This is a genomic window from Haemophilus haemolyticus, from assembly GCF_003351405.1.
Classification (GTDB): Bacteria; Pseudomonadota; Gammaproteobacteria; order Enterobacterales; family Pasteurellaceae; genus Haemophilus; species Haemophilus haemolyticus_N.
In genome coordinates this window covers 1,437,830-1,452,356 of record NZ_CP031240.1, presented here as the reverse complement: position 1 = coordinate 1,452,356, position 14,527 = coordinate 1,437,830, and the positions used below count along the sequence as shown (strand labels likewise).

The window sequence follows — 14,527 nt, the reverse complement described above, 5'->3', positions numbered from 1 at the left end:
TCATTTGACTAATTTAACCGAATAAAAGGCGGAAATTATGGGAAAAAGTGTTGTTATCTTAGGCGCTCAATGGGGCGATGAAGGTAAAGGGAAAATCGTCGATCTTCTAACGGATCGCGTAAAATACGTAGTTCGTTACCAAGGCGGTCACAACGCAGGTCACACACTTATCATCAATGGGGAAAAAACCGTATTACGTTTAATTCCATCTGGTATGTTGCATCCAAACGTAACTTGCTTAATTGGTAATGGCGTTGTGGTTTCACCTGAAGCATTAATGAAAGAAATGGGCGAACTTGAAAGCCGTGGTATTAAAGTTCGTGAACGTTTGTTAATTTCTGAAGCGTGCCCTTTAATCTTGCCTTATCATGTGGCTATGGATCACGCCCGTGAAGCCACACTCGGCAAAAAAGCTATCGGTACGACTGGTCGTGGTATTGGCCCTGCTTATGAAGATAAAGTGGCTCGTCGTGGTTTACGCGTAGGCGATTTATTTAATAAAGAAGCCTTTGCCGAAAAACTCAAAAATATCCTTGAATACTATAATTTCCAATTGGTGAACTACTACAAAGTTGAACCTGTCGATTATCAAAAAACCTTAGATGATGTGATGGCAATTGCCGATGTAATCACTGGTATGATGGCAGACATCACTACAATTCTTGATACTGCACGCAAAAATGGCGAGCACATTTTATTTGAAGGTGCACAAGGTACCATGTTAGATATCGACCACGGTACTTATCCGTATGTAACCAGCTCAAACACAACGGCTGGTGGTGTTGCAACAGGTTCTGGTTTTGGCCCGCGTAACTTAGACTATGTACTTGGTATCATCAAAGCTTACTGTACTCGTGTAGGTGGAGGTCCATTCACAACTGAATTATTTGATGATGTAGGTGCTGAAATTGCGCGTAAAGGTAACGAATTTGGCGCAGTAACAGGTCGTCCACGTCGTTGTGGTTGGTTCGATGCCGTCGCCATTCGTCGTGCAATCCAACTTAACTCTATTTCTGGCTTCTGCATGACCAAACTGGACGTATTAGATGGTTTTGATGAAGTAAAAATCTGTGTTGCATACAAAATGCCAAATGGTGAAATCGTTGAATATGCACCATTAGCAGCGAAAGATTGGGAAGGTGTAGAACCAATTTATGAAACATTACCGGGTTGGAAAGAAAATACTTTCCGCGTCACAGATGTAAATAAATTACCACAAAACTGCATTAACTATATTAAACGTATTGAAGAAGTAACTGGCGTACCAATTGATATTCTTTCAACTGGCCCTGATCGTGTAGAAACCATGATTTTACGTGATCCATTCGCTGCTTAGTTTCTTTTAAGTTTCTGACCGCACTTTTAAAGTGCGGTCTTTTTTTATCTATTTTTATATCAAACTAAAAGGGCTAAGTCCTATTTACAGAACTTAGCCCTTTAATTTATTCACTATAAAGTGCAGTTAGATTACCAGAAGTATCCTACTGCTGCACCACCTGTCACTTCACCTTGAGTGTTAGCACCCATTGAGAAACGAATACCGTATTTACCGTTATCAGAAATACGAGAGTAACCCACTGCTACTGCAGATTGGTTTTTGTGTTGACCCACACCTGCTGTTGCCACAGATTGACCCGGTTTATGCGGTTGTAACAAGTTTGCCATAGCTGCAGAAGTCGCCATACCCGCATTCATACGGTTGCCTAATTTATTAATTTGGCCTTGTAAGTTATTAATACGATTACCTACACCTTTCGCCACGCTATATAACTGGCTACCGTTGATTGCATCAGTAGAGGTTGATGAAATTTCACCCGCTGCTACGTTTTGGATACGACGCTCATCTCCTGCTGCACCAACTGAAACAACACCATTTGCTTTTGCACCTTGGAAACCACCGTAAGTCATATTACCTACCGTTGCTGTGGTTACTGTGCCTACAGAACCTGCCGTAGTACTTGTTCCTTTAGTGCCATCTTGTTTAATGTTATATAAACTTGCTGTACGGCTTCCATCTCCAGCTGTTGCTGTTGATTTATTACCTAAATATACGGAGTTTTCAACGGTGCCTTCTCTCGAAGTGGAGTTGCCTGCATTATTAACATCATTACCTAATACAAATGTATTTTTTGTCGTAATCACGTTATTGTTACCAAATGCATAGCTTCCTGTTGCATCAGCTTTAATTACGTTAGGGTCACCAAAGGCACCTGAGTTATTAGCCTCAACAATATTACCTGTACCGATTGCAATAGAGTCATTACCCAATGCTTTAGAGCTATTCCCCATTGCAACAGCGTTATCACCATGGGCAACAGCGCTTTTACCAATTGCTGTCGCAAATTTACCACTTGCGCTTGAGTCAAAGCTATTTGCAGTTTCCACTTTAGGACGATTTACACCATCATTAGAGTGGAAGAACTTAATACCTTGTTCATTCATATTATGAACAGCCTCAACGACTGAGTTAGTGATAATTTCTTTCTGACCTTGTACGTTATAAGTCTTCAAGATTGGGGTACCATTCTCATCAACAATCACATTGTTGTAAGTATTGCCTGCGGCATCAGTAATATTTTTCACATTTGGCACGTTTCCACGACTTAATGCATAAATTTGTGCACCATTTACCGCATCTGTACTTGTTGGAGAAATATCACCTGCTTTAACCCCAGTAATTTTTGTTGGATGACCGTCTTTATCACCAATATTGATGTTATCACCTGCAGCATTAATCTTCGGACCATTATCACCAAATTGAACGCTACTAAAGTTTACTTCATCTGCTGTTGCATAAGTCACTTTACCTTCATCGTCTTGTTTCACAGTCATATTTTTGCCTGCTGCAAGATCAACTTTCTTACCAGGATTGATAACTTCATCTTTACCAGAAAGCTTCTTACCACCATTTCCTGAAGTTGTTAAAGTAAAGCCTGAATTATTAATTGCATCCGCAACACTTTGTGCTGTTGCAACTGGATTACCCACTTTGTTAATGTTCGCTTGCGCTACATTAACTTTATCTTCAGCTGCTTTCTTCGCTTCAGGCGTTGCATTTGCAGGTAAATCAGCTAATGCTTTTTTCGCCTCATCCAATGCTTTTTTCATTTCAGCTGTCACTGGACCATTTACAGTACCGTTGATATTGTGAGTTAAATCTGCTGCATTAACATCAAATTTGACGTAAGTAGTTGTTACTTTCGTACCATCTTTGTCTTCAGCTGAATCTACCGCCATAGATACTGTAGTATTATCCCCGTTTACATATTTCACATTGTCATTAGGGTTAACTTTTTCATGTACCTTTTCTTCCTTACTAAACTCTTTAGTAGTAGAACCAATACCGATATTCCAGCCAGATTTTTGGATAGCAGTGGCTACGGAGTTACCTGTTACGTAAGCATCACCATCATTTGTTACTGTATCACCCGCCACAACTGGTACTTCAACTTTTTTCGGTTGACCAGTTACTGGATCTTTTTCATAGTGATAAACTTTACCGTCTTCACCACGTTCTCCATGTACTTCAGTACCATCTGCTTTTGTAATGATAACATTGTTCGTTACACGACCTTCTTTTAAGGATACTGTAATTTCACGAGTACCATTTTCTAATGTTTTACCTGTTACAGAAACACCGTTAGAACCTTTAAATTCTACTTTATTGGCATTACGCATTTGCTCAGTATAACCATTATCTGCGGCAGACACGATAAATCCAAGATTTTGTAAATCTCCTACTGTAGCTGCATTATTAGGATTAGAACCTTCAAAGTTCACAAGGCCTGCTTTTTCAGCATTAGCAGGTTTATCTGCTGGAGTTTGCTGAGTTGCACCTGGGTTTGGTTCTCCATTTGTTAATTCACTAGGTTTATACCAGTTCCCATCGGCACCTTTTTCAAGAGGTTCGCCTGCTGCATTCGTTGTAGTTAATGGGCTAACCACAGGTTGAGCACCTGCTTTTGGAGCCCCATTAGGAGCTACATCCGCTGCATTATACCATTTACCATCATTTGCTTGTTTCACATTGTTTGCTGGTTTGAAAGTATCTGCACCATTTGCAACATTAGTTAATTGTGTAGGTGTAGTTGTTTGTGCATCAGGTGCATTTGGATTTACCAAGGCAGTTTTCAATGGATCTACTGTTGGGTCAATTGCTTTGATCACAGTACCATCTGCTGTAATTGGGTTACCGTCTTTATCTGTACCTGCTGCTGGTGTTCCATCCTCTGCTAGTGGTTGACCTTTTTCATTCACTTTGTAGAATTTGTCACCCACTTTAGATACTGGTTTTCCATCTTCAGTTGTGTAAGATACTGGTAATCCTGTTACATTGTACGTTACTTTATTTGTAGAACCATCTTCAGATGTTGTTACCACCGCTGTCGTATTTGCACCGTTAATGAAGTTTACAGTATCGTATGGTTTTACGAAGTCTTTCGCTGTTCCATTTTCTTGTAAATTCCAACCTGCATTCAACACGTCACCTACAGTCGCTGCATTATTAGGATTGATGTATTTATCACCATCTTTATTTGTTGTGTTTGGTGCAGCAGCTTCTGCTTTTGGTGCTGTTGTATCTTTTTTAGCACCATCCAAGTTACCCGCTACATTTGCTAATGTGGCTGGTGTTGTTGTGCCATCAGGACTATTAACAGACGTAATTACCTCTGTTCCTGGAACTTCTTGGTCATCTGGACCTTTTCCATCTGGAGTTGTGTGGTATGTAATAGCACCGTTTTCATCTTTAATTGGATATACTTTTGTGCCATCTGCTTTTGTATATACAACTGGTGTTGTTGCATTATTAGCAGATACTTGGTCATCTACATTAACAGTAATTGTACGAACACCATTCTCATCTGTTTTACCAGATACGATAGCTGTTCCTGTGCCTACGAATTTCACTTCGTTCGCATTCTTCACGGCTTCAGAATATGGATTTCCTAAATCACCAGTTGTTTTATCAGAAGATACAATCCAACCCATGTTACGTAAATCACCTACTGTAGCGGCTGTATTGTCGGATACATCTGTATTGTCTAAATTACGTAATGCATTCTTAGCTGGCACTTTACCATTAACAGTTGGCTCAGCAAAGTTAGCTAAATTGCTTGTTACATTATTCAATGCAGTCGGGCTTGTTGTACCAGTTTTATCCGCTGCTGGCGTTGGGTTTACCAATGCTGTTTTCAATGGAGTTTTTGTAGGATCGATTGGCTCAATTACGGTGCCATCTGCTGTTACTAGTTTTCCTTCCGCATTTGTTCCTACCGCTGGTTTTCCATCAGCTGTTACAGGTTGGCCTTTTTCGTTTACTGTGTAGAACTTATCGCCTACTTTGGAAACTGGTTTTCCATCTTCAGTTGTGTAGGATACAGGTAATCCTGTTACGTTATACGTTACTTTACTTGTTGTACCATCTTCAGATGTAGTTACCACAGCTGTCGTATTTGCACCGTTAATAAAGTTTACAGTGTCATATGGTTTTACGAAGTCTTTCGCTGTTCCATTTTCTTGTAAGTTCCAACCTGCATTTAATACATCGCCTACTGTCGCTGCATTGTTAGGGTTGATGTACTTATCGCCATCTTTATTTGTTGTATTTGGTGCAGCAGCTTCAGTTTTTGGTGTAGTTGTATCTTTTTTAGCACCATCCAAGTTGCCTGCTACATTCGTAATTGCATTGCCACCATTATTTAACCCATCTTTTGTTAAAGATACTGGTTGTTTTGTAGTATCCACAGGAGTAATTGTTACACCGTCAGCATTAATCGCAGTTTTATCTCCTGCTGCATTTTTGAATTCAGCGCTTGTTAAGCCAGTTAATTCTGTTTTCAAGGAGTAAATAAAATCTTTACCCGCTTGTTTTACAGCAAGATTATCACCTGCTTTGAAAGTTACTGTTTCTCCAGCTTTAACTAATTCTTCTGTATTACCAGTAACTGTTCCAGTACCGTCATTGCCTGCAATCGCTTTCCAACCCATACCTTTTAAGGCTGTTACTAACTCTTCAGCTGTCACCAATTTACCATTTGACACATCTGCTGTTGGCACTCCATTAGCATCTGTTGTAACAGATCCTACTTTTGGAGTTAATGTAATTGTATCTCCTGCCGCTGCTACTTCTAGTAATTTTCCATCACTAGATTTTACAGTGAATGCAATGCCATTCTCTTTATCTAACGTTTGTGTATCTGTTTCAGTAGCAGCTTCTTCTCCATTTTTGCCTGCTAATTTAATGGTATTTTTAGCTAATTTATGAAACTGACTACCGTTGATAGCATCTTTAGAATCTGCAGAAATATCGCCATCTTTTACATTTGTAACTTTTACTGGTGCTGTACCATCAGATCCAGATACTTTAATATCTCCTGCATCAGACTTGCTGAGTTTAGGACCTTGATCTCCACCTACTTGTACGGTTTCAAATGTCACATTGTCTTTCGTAGCAAATGTAATTTTTCCATTAGCTTCATGTTTTACATCTAGGTTTTTGCCCGCTACTAATTCTACTGTGCTACCCGCTTTAATTTGCTCACCGTTTTCATCTACAGCGCTATCTGCATTTCTTGTACCATCAGTAGTAGCACTTGCTTTCAATGTGAAAGAAGCACTATTCACAGCTTTAACAACTGTATCTACAGTAGCAATTTTTCCTGCATCAGCAGTTGGTACTTCCACGGTACCTTTTTTATCGCCTGACTCAACAGGATTTACATCGCCTGTATTAATTGTAAGACCATTATCACCTGCAGTAATCGTTTTACCATCAGTTTTAACTTTTAAGCCAGCATCAGTTACTTCTAAAGACTGATCTGCTTTTTTCACTGTAACACCAGCTTCAGTTACCTCTAAAGACTTGTCTCCTGGTTTTACAGCAATTTTATTATCTGTAGTTTTTTCTAATCCATTACCAGTATTAACATTGTATTTGATCTTTGACACTTTATTGTCTGTTGTTTCTACTACAGCTGTTGTGCCATCACCATTGATAAAGTTTACAGTGTCATAGGCTTTTACGAAATCTTTAGCTTCGTTGTTATTTTGTAAATTCCAACCTGCATTCAACACATCGCCTACAGTCGCTGCGTTGTTTGGATTTACTTCATTAGCACCTTTACCCAATGTTGGCGCTGCCTGCTCTGTAGTTGGTGCAGTTGTATCTTTTTTAGCACCTACTAGATTACCTGCTACGTTTGTTAATGTAGCTGGTGTTGTTGTACCTTCAGGACCATTTACAGAAGTAATTACCTCTGTTCCTGGAACAACTGCATCATTTGGACCTTCTCCATTTGGCGTTGTATGATATGTAACAGATCCATCCTCAGCTTTCACTGGATATACTTTTGTACCATCTGCTTTCGTATATGCCACTGGAGATTCAGAAGAACCTGCTCCCGCTGTAGCTTTTTTATCTACTTCTACAGTAATTGTACGAACACCATTAGCATCAGTGCTACCAGAAACAATAGCTCCACCTTTACCTACGAATTTCACTTCGTTCGCATTTTTCACTGTTGCAGAATAAGCCGCATCAGTAGCTGTTCCATCTGCACCTGTTGTTTTATTGGAAGATACAACCCAACCCATATTGCGTAAATCACCTACAGTAGCTGCTGTACCATCAGTTACAGTATCATTCTTTAGATTGCGCAATTCAGCCTTACCTGGTTCTGTATGATTCGTAAGACCACTGGTTACATTTGTGATTGGTTTGTTATTCATATTAATGCCATCAGCATTTGTTACAATACCGCCAACATTAGTACTTGTTAAGCCAGTTAACTCTTTTGCCAATTTAAATTTAATAGTGTTTTCATTTTCATAGGTAACACCAATATTATTGTCAGATAACTTATCTTTATCTGCGCCACCTAATAGATTTAAACGACCATCATTCATAGCTCTAGCAACTATTTTTTTTGCTTTCGCATCAGTAATTTTATCAGTAGTTTTATCTCCAGTAATTGTGTCAGCACTAGAATTATCAGCAGCATACAAGAAAGTCGGATCTGATGTAATTTTATCTAATACACCATATAACTGAGAACCATTAATGGCATCTGTAGAATTTTCTGAAACATTACCAGCTGCTACATTTTTTAACTGACGTTCATAACCTTCTTTACCAAATGAAACAATATCACCTTCAAGGGTTTTATCTCCACCAGCCCATTTAAAGGTGAAATTATTCACTGTTGTAGAGGTTTCTTTTGTACCTTTTTTCTCAGTTGTTGCACCGCCACCGAGAGCTACCGCATTATCTCGTTCAACTGTAGCACCTGTACCAATGGCCACACCATTGACAACCTTCGCTTTTGCGCCCGTACCAAGGGCCAAAGAAATATCTCCTGATTCAGCTTTTACACCGATCGCCACAGCGGCTTCACCAGATCTAGTATCTGAATACTGGCCTCCATCATTAAGAAGGTTTTTACCAGTTAAGTTATTGTAAGCATTACCAAGAGTGCCTGTTACCTTATTCCCTTCAGAGTTTGTATAAGTAAGTTGTTTATCAACAGCTTTATCTACATCATCATTACCAATGGCAATAGAGGAATTCCCCTCTGCGATGGTATTCGCTCCAATAGCGATGGATTGGTCACCAAAAGCACGAGCTCCTTCATTGGCAGCACCTCCCCCACCAATCGCTGTAGATTGTCTCACAAATTGTCGAACACCTTTATCAACACCTGCTGTAGCATGGGTACCAATGATTACATTTCGTTCCCCTTCTTCAAGAGTTGCATCACCCACATGAACAGAGTGCGAACCAGCTTTATCAATTGCGCCACCAATAGTAATCCCCCAAGAGGATACTACGGAGCCTCCTGCTGCTATGGTACCATTATTAACCTGACCAATTAATACTTCTGCCTCTGCCGTATTAATGCTCAACAACACGGCAGCGGCTCCTACTGCTGCTTTTAATGAGTTTCTGCTTTGTTTTTTATGTGCTTTGGTTAGCTCTGATACCGCCACCCAAGATTGCGTTGCATGACTCCATACAATACGGAAAATTTTGTTCATAAAGATATCCTCTAAACTCTGTAAAAAAAAAGTTACGACTTCTTTTAATCAATAAGAAAAAGAAGCCAGGAAAAAAATTCGCGCCATTTTAACGTCACTTAAATAAAATTCAAGTAAAAATAAAGATCTTTACAATAATTTACATTTAACATCTCAGCAAACCACAACGCAAATGATTGCTCCATTTTTATACGCAAATTGTGCATTATTAAAGCAAAGCATGATGAAGTTTTATGAATTTTTAGATGATAAAAAGAACAAAAATAAAAAAGTGCGGATAGTATTGAGGTATTTTTAAAGATGAAAGATTCTACGCCGTGCAAATCCAATGGGGATCAAACATAAATAGAATAATCATCTACCAATATTAATAAATGCTTTGGCACAATAAAAAAATCTGCCCTTAATCAGTTAGCGCTTAAGCTAACTTTTCAGGGCAGATGATTAAAGTGCGGTATTTTTTATAAGGTTTTTAATTATTCTTCAATAGAACGTAATAATTCGTTGATACCAACTTTACCTAAAGTTTTTGCATCCACTTTTTTCACGATCACGGCGCAGTATAAGCTGTATTTTCCACATTTTGACGGAAGGCTACCAGATACTACTACAGAACCCGCTGGTACACGGCCGTAGTGAATTTCACCGGTTTCACGATCATAAATTTTGGTTGATTGACCAATGAATACGCCCATTGAAATAACACAACCATCTTCTACGATAACGCCTTCTACCACTTCTGAACGTGCACCGATAAAGCAGTTATCACCGATAATGGTTGGGTTAGCTTGTAATGGTTCTAATACGCCGCCGATGCCTACACCACCAGATAAGTGAACGTTTTTACCAATTTGCGCACATGAACCTACCGTTGCCCAAGTATCTACCATGGTGCCTTCGCCAACGTAAGCACCAATATTTACATAAGATGGCATTAATACGCAGTTTTTAGAAATGTATGCACCTTTACGCACCGTTGCAGAAGGCACAACGCGGAAACCTTCTTCAGCAAAACGTTCTTCAGTGTAATCCGCAAATTTTAATGCCACTTTATCGTAATATTTTGTTTCTGCACCATCAATGATTTGGTTGTCATTAATACGGAATGAAAGTAAAACCGCTTTTTTTAACCATTGATGTGTTACCCAATCGCCATCAATTTTTTCTGCAACACGGTATTTACCAGAATCTAATCCTTCGATCACTTCTTCAATTGCCGCACGCGTTTCTGCATCAACAGTTTTTGGTGTAATTTCTGCACGTTTCTCAAATGCAGCTTCAATAATTGCTTGTAAGTTTGACATTGTATTTCCTATGTTTTGTGTGAATAAGATGGAATCTGTTTTATCATATTTTCGCTTGCTGCGCAAAAACACCTAAAAAAATCACCGCACTTTGTCTTAAAACAAACTGCGGTGATCCTAAAACATAATTGATTAAAAAATTGAAAGCGCTAAACCACAAACGACTGACATACTCAATACAACTGCAATCATTGCATAACCAAAATCACTCATGTTTTTCTCCTCACTAAAAATGATGCCACATTGTAACAAGATTGTTTTAAGAAAATCATCCCTTTTACAAAAAAATCTCAATAAAAGTAACGAAATTTTTTACAAACCTTTATAATAGGCAAAATTTTTTGGAGATCGAAATATGGCAACAATTAAAGATGTCGCAAAAATGGCTGGCGTGTCCACCACAACCGTATCTCATGTTATTAATAAAACCCGCTTCGTTGCAAAAGATACGGAAGAAGCGGTGTTATCGGCAATTAAGCAACTTAATTACTCACCTAGTGCCGTGGCGCGCAGTTTAAAAGTTAATACCACAAAATCCATTGGGATGATTGTGACGACCAGTGAAGCACCGTATTTTGCGGAGATTATTCATTCCGTTGAAGAACATTGCTATCGACAAGGTTATTCATTGTTCTTGTGTAATACACAAAATGAACCTGAAAAAGTCAAAAACCATTTGGAAATGTTGACGAAAAAACGGGTTGATGGTTTGCTGGTGATGTGTTCTGAATATACGCAAGATTCATTGGATTTGCTTTCGTCATTTTCCAGTATTCCTATGGTTGTGATGGATTGGGGCCCAAATGCGAATACCGATGTAATTGATGATCATAGTTTTGATGGCGGTTATTTAGCAACCAAACACCTCATTGAGTGCGGTCATAAAAAAATCGGTATTATCTGCGGTGAACTCAATAAAACTACGGCAAAAACTCGTTATGAAGGCTTTTTAAAAGCAATGGCAGATGCGAATCTTGAAGTGCATGAACCTTGGATTTTCGAAGGTGCATTTGAGCCTGAAGATGGTTATGAATATATGAATCGTTTACTGGCTCAAGAAGAATTACCAACCGCCCTATTCTGTTGTAACGATGTGATGGCGTTAGGTGCAATTTCTGCATTGACAGAAAAAGGATTACGCGTACCAGATGATATGTCCATTATCGGCTATGATGATATTCATGCTTCACGTTTCTATGCGCCACCATTAACCACTATTCACCAATCGAAACTACGATTAGGCAGACAGGCAGTAAATATCTTATTGGAACGTATTAGCCAAAAAGATAAAGGCGTTCAGCAATATAGCCGTATTGACATTGGCCCTGAGCTCATTATTCGAAAATCTGTTAAATCAATTTTATAAAACTTATTAAAAATAAACCGCACTTTTTAAATAATCTATAAAAAGTGCGGTTCTTTTTTATCTATTTTTTAGCTTTTCTTGATTATCTTCAATGTTTCTATGAATAGCATTTGCCCTATCTTCCGTTTTTAGCTATATCTATCACCAACTTACGAATTTTATTTTTTACTTTTAGGAGTTCCTATGACACAAGAGTACCGCACTCTGCGTAATAACATTAGTATGTTAGGGCGTTTTCTCGGAGAAACAATTAACGATGCCCAAGGTGCCGATATTCTCGAATTAATCGAAAATATTCGTAAACTTTCTCGTAATTCTCGTGCGGGTGATGATAAAGCAAGACAAGAATTGCTCGATACGCTTGGTAGTATTTCTAATGAAAATATTATTCCTGTCGCACGTGCTTTCAGCCAATTTTTAAATCTCACGAACATTGCGGAACAATATCAAACAATTTCGCGTGAACATTCTCTTGCACAAAGTTCTTCTCAATCCTTAAGCGAACTTTTCAAACGCTTAAAAGAACAAAATGCCTCAGTGGAAGAGGTGCATAAAACCGTCGAAAAATTATTAATTGAGCTTGTTCTGACCGCACATCCAACAGAAACAACACGTCGCTCACTCATTCATAAGCATATTGAAATCAATAAATGTTTAAGCAAGCTAGAACATCATGATTTAACTGAAAAAGAACGCAATATTATTGAGCGTCTATTACTTCGCTTAATCGCTGAAGCATGGCATACCAACGAAATTCGTACTGTTCGCCCAACGCCATTTGATGAAGCCAAATGGGGCTTTGCGATGTTGGAAAACAGTTTGTGGCAAGCTGTGCCAGAATTTTTACGCCAACTCAACGAAACTGCCCGTGAATTTTTAGGTTACGATTTGCCGGTGGGATTAAAACCTGTGCGCATTTCCTCTTGGATGGGCGGCGACCGTGATGGAAACCCGTTTGTCACCGCACAAATCACCAAAAAAGTGCTTTATTTTGCCCGTTGGAAAGCGGCGGATTTATTCTTACAAGACATCAGCAAATTAGCCGATGAACTTTCAATGGTGAAATGTAGCGATGAATTTCGTGCTAAATACGGCGAGCATTTAGAACCCTATCGCTTTGTGGTGAAAAATTTACGCAATCAGCTTACGGCAACATTAGCTTATTTTGATGATCACCTATCAGATCGTGCACCGCGCGTATCCGAAAGCGAAATTATTTTGGAAGATAATCAACTTTGGGAACCGCTTTACGATTGTTATCAATCTTTAATTCAATGCGGTATGCGCATTATTGCAAATGGTTCATTGTTGAATATTTTGCACCGTATTAGTTGTTTTGGCGTGACACTTTCTCAAATGGATATTCGCCAAGAAAGCACACGTCATACTGATGCCATTGCTGAAATCACGCGCTATATTGGTTTAGGTGATTACTCTCAATGGACGGAAGACGATAAACAGGCATTCTTAATTCGTGAATTAAGCTCTCGCCGTCCATTAATTCCGCAAAACTGGACGCCATCGCCTGAAACCAAAGAAATTTTAGATACTTGCAAAGTCATTGCGCAACAAAAACAAGGCGTCATTGCTTGTTATGTTATTTCAATGGCGCGCAGTGCCTCTGATGTTTTAGCCGTTCATTTACTCTTAAAAGAAGCTGGCGTGCCATATCATATTCCTGTTGTGCCGCTATTTGAAACCTTAGACGATTTAGATGCAGCCGAAAAAGTGATGACTCAACTTTTCAATGTGGGTTGGTATCGTGGCGTTATCAATAATCGTCAAATGGTGATGATTGGCTATTCAGATTCGGCAAAAGATGCGGGAATGATGGCAGCCTCTTGGGCGCAATACCGTGCACAAGAAGCCTTAGTGAATTTAACTGAAAAACTTGGCATTGAACTCACTTTATTCCACGGACGTGGTGGTACGATTGGTCGTGGCGGTGCACCAGCACATGCGGCATTACTTTCTCAACCGCCTCGTTCCCTAAAAAATGGTTTACGTGTAACAGAACAAGGCGAAATGATTCGCTTCAAACTGGGTTTACCCGCTGTAGCGGTAGAAACCTTTGATCTCTACGCCAGCGCCATTTTAGAAGCAAATCTGTTACCGCCACCAGAACCAAAACCAGAATGGCGCACTATAATGGACGAGCTCTCCACTATTTCTTGTGATATTTATCGCGGAGTGGTGCGTGGCGATAAAGATTTCGTTCCTTATTTCCGCAGTGCGACGCCAGAGCAGGAACTCTCCAAATTGCCACTTGGCTCTCGCCCAGCAAAACGCAATCCAAATGGTGGCGTGGAAAGTTTACGCGCCATTCCTTGGATTTTTGCCTGGATGCAAAATCGCTTAATGCTGCCAGCTTGGTTGGGCGCGGGTGCCTCTATCCGTCAGATTATTGAACAAGGCAAAGGCGATATTATTCATGAAATGTGCGAAAACTGGCCGTTCTTTTCAACTCGAATTGGTATGTTGGAAATGGTATTTAGTAAATCAGATGCTTGGCTTTCCCAACAATATGATCAACGATTAGTGAAAAAAGAGCTTTGGTACTTAGGCGAAAATTTACGTAAGCAACTTGAAAATGATATTCAAACCGTCCTTTCACTTTCTCACCAAAGTGAATTGATGTCTGATTTACCTTGGATTGCAGATTCAATCGCATTGCGTAATATCTACACAGATCCACTCAATCTTCTGCAAGTAGAATTGCTTCACCGTTTCCGTGAAAATCCAGAGCAAGTCAATCCCGATGTGGAACAAGCATTGATGATTACCATCACAGGTATCGCAGCTGGGATGCGCAATACGGGCTAGA

The 14,527-nt window shown here is 39.4% G+C and carries 5 protein-coding genes; 3 read left to right on the top strand and 2 right to left on the bottom strand.

The features are described 5' to 3' along the window. The first annotated feature begins 37 nt into the window (after positions 1-37). Positions 38-1,336: an adenylosuccinate synthase gene (gene purA / locus DV427_RS07150; protein WP_114891821.1), complete on the top strand. Its 1,299-nt coding sequence runs from the start codon at positions 38-40 to the stop codon at positions 1,334-1,336. A gap of 131 nt (positions 1,337-1,467) precedes the next feature. Here the strand turns inward: purA and DV427_RS07145 are convergent, their stop codons facing one another. Both DV427_RS07145 and dapD read right to left on the bottom strand, forming a co-directional pair. Continuing rightward, on the bottom strand, positions 1,468-9,033 hold the full coding sequence (locus tag DV427_RS07145) for an ESPR-type extended signal peptide-containing protein (protein ID WP_114891820.1): 7,566 nt from the start codon (positions 9,031-9,033) through the stop codon (positions 1,468-1,470). Between the two features lie 476 nt (positions 9,034-9,509). After that, complete coding sequence (dapD, locus tag DV427_RS07140) at positions 9,510-10,337, bottom strand: 2,3,4,5-tetrahydropyridine-2,6-dicarboxylate N-succinyltransferase (RefSeq protein WP_114891819.1); 828 nt, start codon at positions 10,335-10,337, stop codon at positions 9,510-9,512. Positions 10,338-10,692: 355 nt separating this feature from the next. Between dapD and purR the strand changes: the two genes are divergently transcribed. Both purR and ppc read left to right on the top strand, forming a co-directional pair. Further along, the gene (purR, locus tag DV427_RS07135) at positions 10,693-11,703 is read left to right on the top strand and encodes an HTH-type transcriptional repressor PurR (RefSeq protein WP_114891818.1); all 1,011 of its coding nucleotides are present in this window, start codon (positions 10,693-10,695) and stop codon (positions 11,701-11,703) included. Between the two features lie 183 nt (positions 11,704-11,886). Further along, a complete protein-coding gene (ppc, locus tag DV427_RS07130) occupies positions 11,887-14,526 on the top strand; it encodes a phosphoenolpyruvate carboxylase (RefSeq protein WP_114891817.1) in 2,640 nt (879 codons plus the stop codon). Position 14,527: the final 1 nt, after the last annotated feature.